The organism is Chelativorans sp. (assembly GCF_031180965.1).
Lineage (GTDB): Bacteria > Pseudomonadota > Alphaproteobacteria > Rhizobiales > Rhizobiaceae > Chelativorans.
This window is the reverse complement of sequence record NZ_JAPSLH010000018.1, coordinates 69,525-84,894: the sequence shown is the minus strand read 5'-3', so window position 1 is coordinate 84,894 and position 15,370 is coordinate 69,525. Positions and strand designations below refer to the sequence as shown.

Genomic DNA, 15,370 nt, shown 5'->3' with positions numbered 1-15,370 from the left:
GGCTTCTTCTCCGTCCCGGCTGCACCCAATGAAGGGGGTGGTCTCTGCCGGGCCGAAGGAAAAGCCCTAGCGGCTTCTCCGCGGTTTCCGCGATGCTGTCTGGAACCCAGCATCCGTTTTTCCGAAGTGCTGTCTGTCACCCAGCACCCCGGCACCGCCGGCCTGTCGCGGGCCCTCAGCATGCCTCCAGGTACCGATCCCTGGAGGGGGAGGTTGCCGCCGCTCTCCCGAACACCCGGTGCGCATCCGGTTCCCGCAAGAGCGATGGGACGGATTGTAAGAGGGCTGCCGGGGGTGGGGATAAAATCTCGGGCGAAAAAAATGCGGAAATCGTGCAGGAGCTTGTTTTTCCTGCAGATTATTTTTGCGCATCCGGGCGGCGGGGCCGATTTGATCCACACCATTCGGAGCGGTTTGGCTAGACGCGTTGAGGCGTGGCACCCTGGCCAGAGTTATGAAATCCGTGCGACGGCGATGAAAACGCCCACCCTTCCATAAGGGGGAGGGCGCGTCTTGAAAGGCATCGAGGGCCTTCGTCTTCGGCTCTGTCCCGGCAGGACGGCGGGCTCAATAGCGGCGGATCAAACCCACCAGCCGACCCTGCACCTTCACCCGGTCGGGACCGAAGATGCGCGTCTCATAGGCAGGGTTGGCCGCTTCGAGCGCGATGGATGCGCCCTTGCGGCGGAAGCGCTTCAAGGTCGCTTCCTCGTCGTCGACCAGGGCGACTACGATGTCGCCCGGATTGGCCGTCTGGGTCTGGCGGATGATGACCGTGTCGCCGTCGAAAATGCCGGCTTCCACCATCGAATCGCCCTTCACCTCCAGCGCATAGTGCTCGCCGCCGGAGATCATGTCCGGCGGGACGCCGATGGAATGGGTCTGGTTCTGGATCGCTTCGATGGGAACGCCGGCGGCGATGCGTCCCATGACCGGGATGGAAACGACACCCACTTCATCGTCATTGCTCGCCACCGGCCGGGAGGCGGGGGCTGCGCGGCCCTGGCCGCCTTCGATGACGCTGGGCGAGAATTTTCGCGGGCTGCCGAGGCCCGGCGCGATGGAATCCGGCAGCCGCAGCACCTCCAGCGCGCGCGCCCTGTTGGGCAGTCGGCGGATGAAGCCGCGCTCCTCCAGAGCCGTGATCAGCCGGTGGATGCCGGATTTGGAGGCGAGATCCAGCGCCTCCTTCATCTCGTCGAAGGAGGGCGGGATGCCCGTCTCCTTCAGCCGGCCGTGAATGAAAAGCAGCAGCTCGTGCTGTTTGCGCGTTAGCATGGAAACCACCCGGAATCGGTCAAAACAAACCCAGAACATACGCTATATGTTCCAGTTGTGTTCCGCAACAGTAAATAAATATGGTTACCAAATCCTAGCCGGGTGCTCGTGGTCCGCGGGGGTACTTGGAGTGCTGGTTGGCGGGGATCGTGGACGCCTGTGTCCCTGAGAGCCTCCTCTGGCAGCCGAACTGGCCCAGTGCTATCCCCCGCATGGGTCGGGCGAGTGGCCGAATCGCGGGATGGACCGCTCATGACCCACAAAGCAGGGCCGCCGCAGATCGGTTTCTGCAGTTCCCTCTCCGTTTCGGCTTCGCCTCGACACCTCTCCCCCGCCTGCGTGGGGGAGAGGATGCGCCGGCCGCCTGCTCTTAGCGAAGCATCAGCACGCGACAGGGGCTGCCGGGCTCCGCGGCCGGCGCGTTCGGCTCGCGGATGATGAGCGCGTTGGCCGCCGCAAGCGCCGTCAGCATCGAGGAATCCTGCAGGTCGAAGGGCGTGGCCAGCAGGCCTTCGAAACCCTCAACGACGACGGCACGCACATAGTCCTGCCTTTCGTCGTTGGCCTTCATCGGCTTGCCGAGAAAAGCCGGGCGCAGGTCGGGCCGAAACACCCGTCCGGAAAGCCGCGCCATGAGCGGCCGCAGGAAAAGATGCGCGCAGACGAGGCTGGAGACCGGGTTGCCGGGCAGTCCCAGAACGCGCGCGCCGCCGAAGCGCCCGAACATCAGCGGCTTGCCCGGACGCATGGCGATCTTCCAGAAGGCGAGGTCCATGCCCTCGGAGGTCAGAACCTCGCGCACCAGATCATGCTCCCCGACCGAAGCGCCGCCGAGCGTGACGATGATGTCGGCGCGGGCGCCGAGCGCCCGGCGAATCGCGCCGGCGATGGCCTCGCGGTCGTCCGGGACGATGCCAAGATCGAGCACATCGGCCCCGTCCATCCGCGCCAGCGCGCCGATGCCGAAATTATTGGAGGCGACGATCTGGTCGGGTCCCGGCGTCTCATCGGGCGGCACAAGCTCGTCGCCGGTGGCGATCACGGCAATGACCGGCCGGCGCACAACGGGGAGCCGCGCGTGGCCGGCTGCGGCCGCTAGCGAAAGGGCCGCCGGGTCGAGCAGCCGCCCCTCCTGGAGCACCACGTCGCCGCCGCGAAAGTCGAGGCCGGCGCGGCGGATGTGCCGGCCAGGCGCGACGGCTTGCAAAGCCTCGATGCGACCCTCGTCCACAGGAACTGCGTTTTCCTGGATGAGGATCGTGTCCGCGCCGTCCGGGACGGGAGCGCCGGTGAAGATGCGCACCGCCTCGCCCGGCCCGACGGCGCCCGGAAAGCGCCGGCCGGCGGCCGATTCGCCGGTGACGGCAAGGCTTGCGGGCGGGGAGGCGATATCCGCGGAGCGGACGGCGTAGCCATCCATGGCGGAGGCATTGAAAGGCGGCTGCGTGCGGCGGGCTTTCAGGGCACCCACGAGCACGCGGCCGGCAGCGTCGGCGAGCGGCAGTTCCTCGGGCGGGAGCGGCTGCAGCCCGTCAAGGACGCGCTCCAGCGCCTCGTCAACCGGCAGCAGGGCCATGATCCGCGCTCCCGGCGCGCCAGGGTCCGGATTTTCCGCCGGTCTTCTCCAGGAGGCGGATCTGCGTGATGACCATGTCCTTGTCGAGCGCCTTGGCCATGTCATAGATCGTGAGGCAGGCGACGGAAACGGCGGTGAGCGCCTCCATCTCCACGCCTGTCTTGCCCGTAACGCGCGCCATGGCTTCCACCCGGAGCCCGGGCAGCGATTCGTCCGGTTCGATCTCCACCGTCACTTTGGTGAGCGCCAGCGGATGGCAGAGCGGAATAAGATCATGCGTCCTCTTGGCCGCCATGATGCCGGCAATGCGGGCAACGGCGATGACGTCGCCTTTCTTGGCATTGCCGCTGAGGATCGCCTGCAGCGTCTCCGGCGCCATCACGACGCCGCCCGCGGCGACGGCCGTGCGCACGCTGTCTTTCTTGCCGCCGACATCCACCAATTCCGCCCGTCCGTCGGCGCCAAGATGGGTGAGGCCGGTTTTGCCCTCCTCGGTCATCAGCCGGCTGCCCGGAGCCCTGGCGACAGGCCGAGAAGGTTGCGCGTGGCGGCCTCCACATCGTCCTGGCGCATCAGGCTCTCGCCTACGAGGAAAGTGGAAATGCCCGCTCTGGCAAGCCGCGCGCAGTCCGCATGGGTGAAGATGCCGCTTTCGCCGACGATCATGCGGTCCTCCGGCACCAGCGGGGCCAGTCTTTCGCTCGTTTCCAGCCTCGTCTCAAAGCTGCGCAGATCGCGATTGTTGATGCCGATCAAAAGCGAGGGGAGTTTTAGCGCCCGCTCCAGCTCCGCTTCGTCATGGACCTCGACAAGCGCATCCATGCCCAGTTCGGCGGCGCTCTCGGCGAGCGCCTTCGCCTCGTCGTCAGTCACGCTCGCCATGATGATGAGGATCGCGTCCGCGCCCCAGGCGCGCGCCTCGAAGACCTGGTAGGGCTCGAACATGAAATCCTTGCGCAGGGCGGGAAGCTGCGTCGCCGCGCGGGCCTGGCGGAGGAACTCCGGCGCGCCCTGGAAGGAGGGGCGGTCTGTGAGCACGGAAAGGCAGGCGGCGCCGCCCCGTTCGTAAGCCGCTGCGAGGGCGGGCGGATCGAAGTCGGCACGGATGATGCCCTTGGAGGGGCTCGCCTTCTTGATTTCGGCGATGAGCGCAAAGCGGCCGGCGGCATGCTGGGCGCGAAGGGCGGCGGCAAAGCCGCGGACCGGCTCGGCGTCGCGGATGTGCGCCGCAAGCTCGGCCTGGGGCAGCGCCGCTTTCGCAGCGGCGATCTCCTCGCGCTTGTATGCCTCGATCCTGCGCAGAATGTCCGCCATGCCGCCTAAGCCCGGTTGGAAATCTCGATCAGCTTTTCGAGCCTTGCCAATGCGCGGCCGCTGTCGACCGCCTCGGAGGCAAGCGCAAGACCCTCGCGCAGCGCTGTCGCCTTGCCGGCCACAACCAGGGCTCCCGCGGCGTTGAGAACAGCGATGTCGCGATAGGCGCTCTTTTCCCCCTCGAGCACCCGGCGCAACGCCTTGCCATTGTGCTCCCCATCGCCGCCCTTCAGCTCCGCGGCGGCCACCCGTGGGAGGCCAAGCTCTTCCGGGGTGATCTCGAAGCTTCGCACTTCGCCATTTTCCAGCGCGGCGACCCGGGTCGTCCCCGCCGTCGTCATCTCGTCGAGCCCGTCGCCATGGACGATCCAGGCCTTTTCAGTGCCGAGCTGCCTCAGCACGTGAGCGAGCGGCTCCACCCATTGGGGCGAGAAGACGCCGACGAGCTGCCGCTTGACGCCGGCCGGATTGGAAAGGGGGCCGAGCAGGTTGAAAATGGTGCGCGTGCCCAGCTCCAGCCGGGTCGGCCCGACATGGCGCATGGCGGCGTGGTGGTTGGGCGCGAACATGAAGCCGACGCCGGCTTCCCTGACACAGGCGGCGATCTTCTCCGGCCCGATCTCGATGTTGACGCCGAGGGCCGCAAGGCTGTCGGCGGCGCCCGAGCGGGAGGAGAGCGCGCGGTTGCCATGCTTGGCGACGGGAACGCCGCAGCCGGCGACGATGAAGGCCGCACAGGTCGAGACATTGTAGGTGCCCGACGCATCGCCGCCGGTGCCGACGATGTCGATCGCATCGGCGGGGGCCGGTACCCGCAGCATCTTGGCCCGCATGGTGTCGACGGCGCCGCTGATCTCGTCGACCGACTCGCCGCGCACGCGCAGCGCCATCAGGAAGCCGCCGATCTGGCTCGGCGTCGCTTCGCCCGACATGATGATCTCGAAGGCCTGGCGCGCTTCGGCGAAGTCGAGCGCCGCGCCGGAGGCCACCTTGGCGATATGGGCCTTGAGATCAGCCATGGCGTCAGAAAGTCAGCGCCTGCTGCAGCGCGGTCCGGTTCACGATCACCTCGTGCTCGGCCTGGAGCCTGCCGACAAGCTGGTTCAGGAGCTCGTTCTCCAGACCCTGGCTGATCGCGTTGCGCACATCCTCGGGCAGCGATTCGGCGGTCGTGGCGGCAGGCTCGAACACTTCGGTCACCTGGAACAGAAGGCGCCCGTCACCCGCCGCATTGGCGACGGTGCCCGTGCCGCCCTTCGCCACGCCGAAGACCGCCTCCACGCCGGCGCGGCCGAGATCGGCGTCATTGGCCTCGCGCTTCACGCCGCGTTTTACGGCCTTCTGCTGGCCGAGTTCCGTGGCGATCTGGTCAAGCGTCTTGCCGCCCTTCAGCTGCTCCTCCAGCTCCCTGGCACGGCTCTCGAGCCGCGCTGCGGCCTCGGCATTCGTCCAATCGGCGAGCACCCGGTCGCGCACCTCGGCGAATTCGCGGGCGCGGGCAGGCATGATCTCGGCGACCTCGTAGAAAAGGAAGCCATTGCCGGAAAGGTTGATGGGCGGGTTCTCGACGCCGACTTCCGTTTCGAAGGCCTCATTCAACAGGGCGGCAAGGTTGGGGACATCCTCAACGGGAGTGCCGTCCGGCCTGCGGCCTTCGCGGTCCACCGCCTCGATGGTGCGAACGGAAAGCCTCAGCCGCTCCGCCGCCTCCTGCAGCGTGTCGCCGCCGGCGCGGGCGTCCTCATATTGATCATAGGTGTCGAGCAGGAGCCGGTTGGCCTCGCCCAAAGCAAGCTGCTGGCGGATCTGATCCCTCACCTCCTCGAGCGGGGTCACTTTTTCCGGGATGATCTCGGTGACGCGCAGGAGCACGGGGCCGAAGGCGCCCTGGACGACATCGCTCACCTGGCTTTCGACCAGCGAGAAGGCCGCATCGGCGATCGCCTGGTCGGCGATCTCGCTGCGGGTCAGCGAGCCAAGCCGCACGTCTTCGAGCTTCCTGCCCTGCTGCTCGACGAGCTGCTCGAAAGTGGTGCCGGTGTTCAGGCTCTGCCGCGCGGTCCTGGCCTCATCCTCGGAGGCAAAATTGATCTGCTCGACGGTGCGGCGCTCCGGCGTCGTATACTGGGCACGCTGCGACTCGTAGTGCTGCTGGACCTCTTCGTCGGCGATGGCGGACGGATCGGCGATGTCCTCGGCTTCCAGCTTCACATAGTCGATCTTGCGGAACTCGGGCGCGGCATATTGGTCCTTGCGCTCCTCGAACCAGCTGGTCAGCTGCTCGTCGGTCGGCGGCTCGATCGGCTCGACGAGAGAGCGGGGCAGGGCGACATATTCCACCGTCCGGTCCTCGCCGCGATAGCGGGCGACACTGCTCAAAAGCGTGTCGGGGGCCGAGACCCCGGCGGCAACGCCATCCACGATCTGCTGGCGGACGGCCGCCTGCTCGCGATTCCTGAGATAGTCCTCCGGGCGCATGCCGATGCGGCTCAGCACGAACTCGAACTGGTTGCGGTCGAAGCGGCCGTCGAGTCCCTGGAAGGTGGGATCGGCGGCTGTCAGCTCCGCCAGCTTCTGCTCGGAGACGCCGAGACCGATCTCGCGCGCCGTCTCGTCGAGCGCAGCGCCCGCCGAGAGCTGCGACAGGACCTGCTCATCCACACCGAACGCCACCGCCTGCTCGCGGGTGAGCTGCATGCCGAGCTGCTGCGAGAGCTCGGCGATGCGGCGGTCGTAGGCGAGGCGGTAGTCCAGGGCCGAAACCGTCGTGCCGCCGGCGGTGACCACGTCGCTGGCGCTTCCCGTAAGCATCTGGCCGGAAATACCCCAGATGGCAAAGCTCACCACCAGGATACCGAGCAGGAGTTTCACCACCCATGTGGTTGCCGCTTTTCGCAGGCTGTCTAGCATAGCGTCTGCCGTTCGTTGTCCGGCCTTTGTTCCTGGCCTTTTTCCGGGAATAGCGCCCTAAAGCATCGCTGTCGATTGCTTTGTGGGCTCATTTTGCTAGTGAACGCCCTCGTTGACCATTGCGCGCTTCCGGAGGCTCCCATGACGCCAGCAATCCGCCCCCTCATCGCCGGAAACTGGAAGATGCACGGCACCAGCGCCTCGCTCGGCGAACTGAAGGCGATCGGCGCGGGATTTGCCGAGGCCGCAGGCGCCGATGCCGAGGGCCTGATCTGCGTGCCGGCGACGCTCCTGAGCCGGGCGGCGGAGATCCTTGCCGGGACCCCGGTGGCCGTCGGCGGCCAGGATTGCCATGCCGAGGCAAGCGGCGCCCATACGGGCGACATTTCCGCGGAGATGCTGGCCGATTGCGGGGCCACTTATGTGCTCGTCGGCCATTCGGAGCGCAGGACGGACCACGGCGAGAGCGACGGGGCGGTCGCCGCCAAGGCAAAGGCCGCCTGGCGCGCGGGGCTTGTCGCGATCATCTGCATCGGCGAGACCAAGGCCCAGCGCGAATCCGGCGAAACGCTCACAGTGCTTTCGCGGCAGATCGCGGGCTCCGTGCCGGAGGGCGCGACGGCGGACAACACCGTTGTCGCCTACGAGCCCGTCTGGGCGATCGGCACCGGCCTGACGCCCACGGCGGCGGACGTGGCGGCCGCCCATGCCCATCTGCGAGGGGAGCTGCAAGGGAAGCTCGGGCGTGAGGCGGCGGGCATTCGGCTCCTCTATGGCGGCTCGGTCAAGCCGGCCAATGCACGCGAACTCCTCTCGCTGCTCAACGTCGACGGGGCACTGATCGGCGGCGCGAGCCTCAAGGCTGCCGACTATCTGGCCATAGCGGGAGCGGTGATGGAGTAGCTGGGCAAGCGCCTCCCTTGCAATGCCGGGAAGCATGCTTATCTCCGGGCCGGCGGGGCTTGGAAAAGCCGGCGAAGCCGTGTATTGAGCCGCGTCCGCGGGTAAGCTACGCCCCGCCAGGCGCCGGAAGGTCTAAATGCAAACAATCGTCATCGTCATTCATCTGCTTGTCGTGCTTGCGCTCGTCGGCGTGGTTCTGATGCAGCGCTCGGAAGGCGGCGGGCTGGGGATCGGCGGTGGCTCCGGCTTCATGTCGGCGCGCGGCGCGGCGAACGCCCTGACGCGCACGACGGCGATCCTGGCGGCGGCCTTCTTCGCGACCTCCCTCGCCCTTTCGCTCTTTGCCCGCTACCAGGCACAGCCGACCGACATTTTCGACCGCCTGCCGCAGGAGCAGACGCAGCCCGCCGGCGGCGGCGGTGCCGGCATCCTGGACGAGCTCGGTGGAGGCGATACGCAAGGCGGCGGCGCCACGACCGCCGAGCCTACGGCCCCCGCCCCGGCGGAAGACCAGTCTCCGACGGCACCGGCCGGACAGCAATCGGCACCTGCTCCCGCCGGCCAGGGGACCGCCCCGGCTCCCGCAGGAGAGCAGAGCGCTCCAGCGCCGGCGGAGCAGCAATCGGCGCCGTCCGGCGACACGGCCCCGGCCCCGACGGGCGAGCAGTCCGCACCTGCCCCGACAGAGCCCCAGGCAGCGCCGGCGCCTGCAGGGGAGCAGAATGCGCCGGCCGATGCCGAGCCGCGCGTTCCCACCGGCCAATAGGTCGCGCAGTTTCCCGGCATTTGGCGGGGCGGCTCCGAGTCGCCCATGGACGTTGGCCGTTATGCGCAGAAAAGAGATGGGGACAGGCATTTTATTGTGGCGGAATCGGCCGCACGGGGCTAAGCGATAAGCCCCATGGCGCGATATGTTTTCATCACCGGCGGCGTGGTCTCCTCCCTGGGCAAAGGCATTGCGGCGGCGGCACTCGCCGCGCTTTTGCAGGCGCGCGGATACCGGGTGCGTCTCCGCAAGCTCGACCCCTATCTGAATGTCGATCCGGGAACGATGTCGCCGTACCAGCACGGCGAGGTCTTCGTCACGGATGACGGGGCGGAGACCGATCTCGATCTCGGGCACTACGAGCGTTTCACGGGCCGTTCGGCCAACAAGCGCGACAACATCACCACCGGCCGCATCTATCAGAACATCATCGAGAAGGAGCGGCGCGGCGACTATCTCGGCGCCACGGTGCAGGTGATCCCGCATGTGACGGACGAGATCAAGCAGTTCATCCTGGAGGGAAACGAGGACTTCGACTTCGTACTGTGCGAGATCGGCGGCACGGTGGGCGATATCGAAGCCATGCCTTTCCTGGAAGCCATCCGCCAGCTCGGCAATGAACTGCCGCGCGGCAACGCCGTCTACATCCACCTGACATTGATGCCTTGGATACCGGCGGCGGGCGAGCTGAAGACGAAGCCGACACAGCACTCGGTCAAGGAATTGCAGGCGATCGGCATCGCGCCGAACATCCTGCTCGTGCGAGCCGACCGGCCGATCCCCAAGGAGGAGCGGCGCAAGCTCTCGCTCTTCTGCAATGTGCGGGAGTCGGCGGTGATCCAAGCGCTGGACGTATCCCATATCTACGACGTGCCGATCGCCTATCACAAGGAAGGGCTCGATTCGGAGGTGCTTGCCGCCTTCGGCATCGACCCCGCGCCCAAACCGCGCATGGAGCGCTGGGAGGAGGTCTCGCGCCGGATCCACAATCCGGAAGGCGAGGTGACAATCGCGATCGTCGGCAAATATACCGGGCTCAAGGACGCGTATAAATCGCTGAACGAGGCGCTCTCCCACGGCGGCATCGCCAACCAGGTGCGCGTGAAGCTCGACTGGATCGAGTCGGAGATCTTCGAGAAGGAAGACCCGGCGCCGTGGCTGGAAAAGGTGCACGGTATCCTGGTGCCCGGCGGCTTCGGCGAGCGCGGCTCGGAGGGAAAGATCCTTGCCGCGAAATTCGCCCGCGAGCGGAAAGTGCCCTATTTCGGCATTTGCTTCGGCATGCAGATGGCCTGTCTCGAGGCGGCCCGCTCGCTGGCGGGCATCGAGAACGCGTCTTCGACCGAATTCGGCCCGACCGAGGAGCCGGTGGTGGGACTTATGACCGAATGGCTGCGCGGCAATATGCTGGAAAAGCGCACGGCGACCGGCGATCTCGGCGGCACGATGCGGCTCGGCGCCTATGAGGCGCGGCTCGCGCCCGGCTCCAAGATCGCCGGGATCTATGGCAGCGAGCAGATTTCCGAGCGCCACAGGCACCGCTACGAAGTCAATATCGGCTATCGGGAAAAGCTCGAATCCTGCGGCCTTGTCTTCGCCGGCCTGTCGCCCGACGGCGTGCTGCCGGAGACGATCGAATATCCCGACCACCCCTGGTTCATCGGCGTGCAGTATCATCCGGAGCTGAAGAGCCGGCCGTTCGAGCCGCATCCGCTCTTCGCCTCCTTCATCGCCGCGGCCGTGGAGCAGTCTCGGCTGGTGTGATGCGGTCCCTCGACCATTGCGTGCTGCCGACGGCAAGCCTGGAAAAGGCCCGTGCCAGACTGTCGGCACTCGGCTTCACGGTGGCGCCGGATGCGACCCATCCGTTCGGCACAGCCAATTGCTGTGTCTTCTTTCCCGACGGGACCTATCTCGAGCCGCTGGCGGTTGCTGACGAGCTGCGTGCCCGGGTGGCCGCAGAGCGGGGCAACACCTTCGTCTCCCGCGACCGGATGTACCGGGAGAGGTTTGGCGATGAGGGCTTTTCAGCCGTCGCGCTCGCTTCGAGGGACGCCCAAGCCGACCATGCGAGGTTTGTTGAAATCGGCCTTTCAGCCGGACCTTGCCTTTTCTTCTCCCGCGCGTTGGCGGACGGCCGCGGCGGTGAAGACGAAGCCTCCTTCAGGCTGGCTTTCGCAGCACCGCGCCATGCGGAATGTTTCTTCTTTACCTGCGAACGCGTGAAAGTCCCGGCCGTCGATCGAACCTTTCTGCAGAGACATGCAAATGGCGTGACCCGACTTGCCCGCATTCTGATGACAGCGCAGGAACCGAGCGGATTTACGGAGTTTCTTTCCGCGTTTCTTGACGTGGACCTGCCGGGCGAGTTCACCGGGGGCATTGAGGTTAACCTCGCCAACTCCGCGGTCTCTCTTCTGTCTCCAAGCCTGTTGCGAAAGGTCCATGGCATCGAGGCGGAGGAGCAAGCCGGGCTGCGGCTGCGCGGTCTCATCCTTCAGACGCGCGACCTCGACGCGGTCCGCCGCCGCCTGACCATTGCGGGCATCGCTTTCCGGGTGCATGAAGGCAGGATGGTCGTGCCGCCCGCCTCCGGGCAGGGTGCAGCTTTCCTATTCGAGGAGTCTTCGACATGAGCCCCAATCCGCGCGTGGAGATCGGCAAGGCCGTGTTCGCCAACGACGCGCCGCTTTCGCTGATCGCCGGGCCCTGCCAGCTCGAATCGCGCGAGCACGCCTTCGACATCGCCGGCCGGCTGAAGGAGCTGACGCAAAAGCTCGGCATCGGCTTCGTCTACAAGACGAGCTTCGACAAAGCCAACCGCACCTCGCTTTCCGGCAGGCGCGGCGCGGGGCTCGATGCGGCTCTTCCGGTCTTTGCCGACCTTGGCCGCGAGCTCGGTGTGCCCTTGCTGACGGATGTGCATACGGAAGAGCAGTGCGGCATCGTCGCGGAATTCGTAGACGTGCTGCAGATCCCGGCCTTCCTTTGCCGCCAGACGGACCTCCTGGTGGCCGCCGCCCGGACGGGCAAGGTCGTGAACGTGAAGAAGGGCCAGTTCCTCGCCCCCTGGGACATGAAGAACGTGGTCGCCAAGGTGACGGGTTCCGGCAATGCCAATGTCCTGGTGACGGAGCGGGGCGTATCCTTCGGCTACAATACCCTGGTCAACGACATGCGCGCCCTGCCGCTGATGGCCGAGATCGGCGCGCCGGTCATCTTCGACGCCACCCATTCGGTGCAGCGGCCGGGAGGGCAGGGGGAGTCTTCGGGCGGCGAGCGGCGGTTCGTCGAGACGCTCGCGCGGGCGGCGGTGGCCGTCGGCGTCGCAGGCGTTTTCATCGAGACGCATCAGGATCCGGACAATGCCCCTTCCGACGGGCCAAACATGGTGCCGCTCGACAAGATGCCGGCGCTGCTCGAGCGGCTGATGGCGTTCGACCGCATCGCCAAGGGGAGGTAGAGGCGCAGGCGCTTACCCGTGGGGAGGCGCGCCGCGCTCAGTTACGAGGCGACGTGGCCAGGAAGAGGCTGACCTGCGGCATTGTCTTTTTCCGCGCGTCGGGTAAGAGGAGCGCGACCTTTTCCCACGCCCAAAAGCCAGAGGACATCCCCATGACTGCCATTGTCGACATCGTCGGACGTGAAATCCTCGACAGCCGCGGCAATCCTACGGTCGAGGTCGATGTGGTGCTGGAAGACGGCTCGCTCGGCCGCGCCGCGGTGCCGTCGGGCGCATCGACCGGGGCACACGAGGCGGTGGAGCTGCGCGACGGCGGCAGGCGATATCTCGGAAAGGGCGTGTCGCAGGCCGTGGAGGCGGTGAACGGCGAGATTTTCGAAGCCATCGGCGGCATGGAAGCGGAGGAGCAGATCCACATCGACCGCACGCTGATCGAGCTCGACGGCACGCCTAACAAGAGCCGGCTCGGCGCCAACGCGATCCTCGGCGTCTCGCTCGCGGTGGCGAAAGCGGCGGCCAACGCCTCCGGCCTGCCACTTTACCGTTACGTCGGCGGCGCATCGGCGCATATCCTGCCCGTGCCGATGATGAACATCATCAATGGCGGCGCGCATGCGGACAACCCGATCGATTTCCAGGAATTCATGGTCATGCCCGTCGGCGCGGAGACCCTGCGCGAAGCGGTGCGCTGGGGCTCTGAAATCTTCCACACGCTGAAGTCGGGTCTGAAGGCCGCCGGCCACAACACCAATGTGGGCGACGAGGGCGGTTTTGCGCCGAACCTTAAGGACGCCAATGCGGCGCTCGACTTCATCATGGCCTCGATCGAGAAGGCCGGCTTCAAGCCGGGGGACGAGGTCGCCATCGCGCTCGATTGCGCGGCGACCGAGTTCTTCAAGGAAGGCAAATATGTCTATGAAGGCGAGGGCCAGACGCGCGATGGAACGGCGCAGGCGGAATATCTTGCCAAGCTCGCCGGCGAATACCCGATCATCTCCATCGAAGACGGCATGGCCGAGGACGATTTCGAGGGCTGGAAGGTGCTGACCGACCTTGCCGGCGGCAAGGTGCAGCTGGTGGGCGACGACCTTTTCGTCACCAACGCATCCCGTCTAAAGGACGGCATCCATATGGGCATCGCCAACTCGATCCTGGTGAAGGTCAACCAGATCGGCACGCTGACCGAGACACTCGATGCGGTGGAGACCGCGCACAAGGCGGCCTATACGGCCGTCATGTCGCATCGGTCGGGCGAGACGGAGGATTCCACCATCGCCGACCTCGCCGTCGCCACCAATTGCGGGCAGATCAAGACGGGCTCGCTCGCCCGGTCCGACCGGCTGGCGAAGTACAACCAGCTCATCCGTATCGAGGAACAGCTCGGCAAGGCGGCCCGCTATGCGGGGCGCTCGATCCTGCGCGGCTAGTGCCTTCAAAGGGCGGATAACGCTCCGTTAAGCAAACTGTGGGCAGATGCGGCGGAAGGAGTCTCGCCGCATGTGGACCCGCCATCACAAGCGCCGCAACACGGGCCGGCTGATCGTGCCGGCCATTACGATTGTCGTGCTGTCCTATTTCAGCTTCCACGCCTATCGAGGCGACTATGGCCTCAATGCCAAGGGGCATCTCGAGGAACGCGTGGCAGAGCTGGAGCAGGAACTGGATGGCCTGCGCAAGACGCGCGGCAAGCTCGAGGAGCGCCTGGCCCTGCTCAATGACGGCAGCATGGAAAGGGACATGCTCGATGAGCAGGCGCGGCGGACCCTGAACTTCGCCCAGGAAAACGAGATCGTCATCTTCCGGAGGCTTGGAACGACGAATTAACCGGATCCCGGTTAATCGCTTAAAAGCCCTGCCTTGTTAGCTACTTAGCCGGCATGGCAGCCATGCATATTTGGCATGGTGCAGGCAGCCCCTTGCATGTTAATCCTTGCGCCGCCAAATGCCCATGGCCGGCTTGCCCCTGCCATGGACGGGAGGGAGGTCCTGCGGCAGTATGGGAGGTCGGCCACCCATATCCGCGCGTCCGGCAAGAGACGAAGTCCAGGGAGTGAACGATGGCGACAGCCGCCAGAAGAACATCAGCAAAATCGTCATCAGCAAGTCCCCGGCGCCCCGCTTCGGCGCCCGCGGCGGCCAAGACCTCGTCCGGCGCCGGCGGCACGCCGGTCCTCAAGGTGCCGGAGCCGGCCGATTTCTCGAAGGAGCAGGAGTTTCTCGCCTTCCGCGAGATGCTGCTCATCCGCAGATTCGAGGAGAAGGCCGGCCAGCTCTACGGAATGGGCTTCATCGGCGGCTTCTGCCACCTCTATATCGGCCAGGAGGCGGTCGTCGTCGGCATGCAGATGGCGATGAAGGAGGGCGACCAGGTCATCACCGGCTATCGCGACCACGGGCATATGCTCGCCACCGGCATGGAGCCGCGCGGCGTGATGGCCGAGCTCACGGGCCGCCGCGGAGGCTACTCCAAGGGCAAAGGCGGCTCGATGCACATGTTCTCCAAGGAGAAGAATTTCTACGGCGGCCACGGCATCGTCGGCGCGCAGGTTCCCCTTGGAACGGGGCTGGCGCTCGCCAACAAGTATCGCGGCAACGACAATGTCTCGCTGACCTATTTCGGCGACGGTGCGGCCAATCAGGGCCAGGTTTATGAGAGCTTCAACATGTCCTCGCTGTGGAAGCTGCCGGTGGTCTACATCATCGAGAACAACCGCTATGCGATGGGAACGGCGGTGAGCCGCTCGTCGGCGGAGACCAATTTCGCCCATCGCGGCCTGTCCTTCCGCATCCCCGGCATCCAGGTCGACGGCATGGATGTGCGGGCGGTGAAGGCGGCCGGCGACATGGCGGTCGACTGGTGCCGCTCCGGCAAGGGGCCGATCATCCTGGAGATGCAGACCTACCGCTATCGTGGCCACTCCATGTCCGACCCGGCGAAGTATCGGTCCAAGGACGAGGTGCAGAAGATGCGCTCCGAGCACGACCCGATCGAACAGGTACGCAAGCGACTCCTGGACAGGAAGTGGGCGAGCGAGGACGATCTGAAGGCGATCGACAAGGAGGTGCGCGACATTGTCGCCAATGCGGCCGACTTTGCGCAATCCGATCCCGAGCCCGATCCGTCCGAGCTCTATACAGACATCCTGCTCTGAGGGAATGC

General features: G+C 66.1%; 14 protein-coding genes. 8 read left to right on the top strand and 6 right to left on the bottom strand.

What is annotated here, in order from left to right; genetic code table 11:
- Positions 1-567: 567 nt before the first annotated feature.
- The 6 genes from lexA to RIN79_RS14410 all read right to left on the bottom strand — a co-directional run bounded on the left by lexA (position 568) and on the right by RIN79_RS14410 (position 7,078).
- Complete coding sequence (lexA, locus tag RIN79_RS14435) at positions 568-1,278, bottom strand: transcriptional repressor LexA (protein WP_309085371.1); 711 nt, start codon at positions 1,276-1,278, stop codon at positions 568-570.
- Positions 1,279-1,648: 370 nt separating this feature from the next.
- On the bottom strand, positions 1,649-2,854 hold the full coding sequence (gene glp / locus RIN79_RS14430; RefSeq protein WP_309085370.1) for a gephyrin-like molybdotransferase Glp: 1,206 nt from the start codon (positions 2,852-2,854) through the stop codon (positions 1,649-1,651).
- Positions 2,835-3,353 carry a cyclic pyranopterin monophosphate synthase MoaC gene (moaC, locus tag RIN79_RS14425; RefSeq protein ID WP_309085369.1) on the bottom strand — a complete coding sequence of 173 codons (519 nt, stop codon included), beginning with the start codon at positions 3,351-3,353 and terminating at the stop codon, positions 2,835-2,837. Before moaC ends, glp begins: the two co-directional genes overlap by 20 nt.
- Positions 3,353-4,168, bottom strand: coding sequence for an indole-3-glycerol phosphate synthase TrpC (trpC, locus tag RIN79_RS14420; RefSeq protein ID WP_309085368.1), 816 nt, complete (start codon positions 4,166-4,168; stop codon positions 3,353-3,355). Before trpC ends, moaC begins: the two co-directional genes overlap by 1 nt.
- Positions 4,169-4,173: 5 nt before the next feature.
- The gene (trpD, locus tag RIN79_RS14415) at positions 4,174-5,187 is read right to left on the bottom strand and encodes an anthranilate phosphoribosyltransferase (protein ID WP_309085367.1); all 1,014 of its coding nucleotides are present in this window, start codon (positions 5,185-5,187) and stop codon (positions 4,174-4,176) included.
- Positions 5,188-5,191: 4 nt separating this feature from the next.
- Positions 5,192-7,078, bottom strand: a complete 1,887-nt coding sequence (locus tag RIN79_RS14410; RefSeq protein ID WP_309085366.1) for a peptidyl-prolyl cis-trans isomerase — start codon at positions 7,076-7,078, stop codon at positions 5,192-5,194.
- Between the two features lie 141 nt (positions 7,079-7,219).
- Here RIN79_RS14410 and tpiA point away from each other — a divergent pair, with 141 nt between their 5' ends.
- The 8 genes from tpiA (at position 7,220) to pdhA (ending at position 15,362) form a co-directional block, all read left to right on the top strand.
- Positions 7,220-7,981 (top strand): triose-phosphate isomerase, encoded by a 762-nt coding sequence (gene tpiA / locus RIN79_RS14405; protein WP_309085365.1) that lies wholly within the window; start codon positions 7,220-7,222, stop codon positions 7,979-7,981.
- 136 nt (positions 7,982-8,117) lie between these two features.
- A complete protein-coding gene (secG, locus tag RIN79_RS14400; RefSeq protein ID WP_309085364.1) occupies positions 8,118-8,747 on the top strand; it encodes a preprotein translocase subunit SecG in 630 nt (209 codons plus the stop codon).
- A gap of 135 nt (positions 8,748-8,882) precedes the next feature.
- Positions 8,883-10,511 carry a CTP synthase gene (locus RIN79_RS14395; RefSeq protein WP_309085363.1) on the top strand — a complete coding sequence of 543 codons (1,629 nt, stop codon included), beginning with the start codon at positions 8,883-8,885 and terminating at the stop codon, positions 10,509-10,511.
- On the top strand, positions 10,511-11,383 hold the full coding sequence (locus RIN79_RS14390; protein WP_309085362.1) for a VOC family protein: 873 nt from the start codon (positions 10,511-10,513) through the stop codon (positions 11,381-11,383). The genes RIN79_RS14395 and RIN79_RS14390 overlap by 1 nt, the downstream gene beginning before the upstream one ends.
- Positions 11,380-12,210 carry a 3-deoxy-8-phosphooctulonate synthase gene (gene kdsA, locus RIN79_RS14385; protein WP_309085361.1) on the top strand — a complete coding sequence of 277 codons (831 nt, stop codon included), beginning with the start codon at positions 11,380-11,382 and terminating at the stop codon, positions 12,208-12,210. The genes RIN79_RS14390 and kdsA overlap by 4 nt, the downstream gene beginning before the upstream one ends.
- Positions 12,211-12,362: 152 nt before the next feature.
- On the top strand, positions 12,363-13,637 hold the full coding sequence (gene eno, locus RIN79_RS14380) for a phosphopyruvate hydratase (RefSeq protein ID WP_309085360.1): 1,275 nt from the start codon (positions 12,363-12,365) through the stop codon (positions 13,635-13,637).
- Positions 13,638-13,707: 70 nt separating this feature from the next.
- Positions 13,708-14,034, top strand: coding sequence for a septum formation initiator family protein (locus RIN79_RS14375; RefSeq protein ID WP_309085359.1), 327 nt, complete (start codon positions 13,708-13,710; stop codon positions 14,032-14,034).
- A gap of 233 nt (positions 14,035-14,267) precedes the next feature.
- A complete protein-coding gene (gene pdhA / locus RIN79_RS14370) occupies positions 14,268-15,362 on the top strand; it encodes a pyruvate dehydrogenase (acetyl-transferring) E1 component subunit alpha (RefSeq protein WP_309085358.1) in 1,095 nt (364 codons plus the stop codon).
- Positions 15,363-15,370 lie beyond the last annotated feature (8 nt).

Excerpts from the sequence above, each read along its gene's own strand:
- moaC (WP_309085369.1), bottom strand. The coding sequence starts at position 3,353 with ATGACCGAGGAGGGCAAAACCGGCCTCACCCATCTTGGCGCCGACGGA.
- glp (WP_309085370.1), bottom strand. The coding sequence starts at position 2,854 with ATGGCCCTGCTGCCGGTTGACGAGGCGCTGGAGCGCGTCCTTGACGGG.
- lexA (WP_309085371.1), bottom strand. The coding sequence starts at position 1,278 with ATGCTAACGCGCAAACAGCACGAGCTGCTGCTTTTCATTCACGGCCGG.
- RIN79_RS14410 (WP_309085366.1), bottom strand. The coding sequence starts at position 7,078 with ATGCTAGACAGCCTGCGAAAAGCGGCAACCACATGGGTGGTGAAACTC.
- trpD (WP_309085367.1), bottom strand. The coding sequence starts at position 5,187 with ATGGCTGATCTCAAGGCCCATATCGCCAAGGTGGCCTCCGGCGCGGCG.
- secG (WP_309085364.1), top strand. The coding sequence starts at position 8,118 with ATGCAAACAATCGTCATCGTCATTCATCTGCTTGTCGTGCTTGCGCTC.
- kdsA (WP_309085361.1), top strand. The coding sequence starts at position 11,380 with ATGAGCCCCAATCCGCGCGTGGAGATCGGCAAGGCCGTGTTCGCCAAC.
- eno (WP_309085360.1), top strand. The coding sequence starts at position 12,363 with ATGACTGCCATTGTCGACATCGTCGGACGTGAAATCCTCGACAGCCGC.
- RIN79_RS14390 (WP_309085362.1), top strand. The coding sequence starts at position 10,511 with ATGCGGTCCCTCGACCATTGCGTGCTGCCGACGGCAAGCCTGGAAAAG.
- trpC (WP_309085368.1), bottom strand. The coding sequence starts at position 4,168 with ATGGCGGACATTCTGCGCAGGATCGAGGCATACAAGCGCGAGGAGATC.
- RIN79_RS14375 (WP_309085359.1), top strand. The coding sequence starts at position 13,708 with ATGTGGACCCGCCATCACAAGCGCCGCAACACGGGCCGGCTGATCGTG.
- pdhA (WP_309085358.1), top strand. The coding sequence starts at position 14,268 with ATGGCGACAGCCGCCAGAAGAACATCAGCAAAATCGTCATCAGCAAGT.
- tpiA (WP_309085365.1), top strand. The coding sequence starts at position 7,220 with ATGACGCCAGCAATCCGCCCCCTCATCGCCGGAAACTGGAAGATGCAC.
- RIN79_RS14395 (WP_309085363.1), top strand. The coding sequence starts at position 8,883 with ATGGCGCGATATGTTTTCATCACCGGCGGCGTGGTCTCCTCCCTGGGC.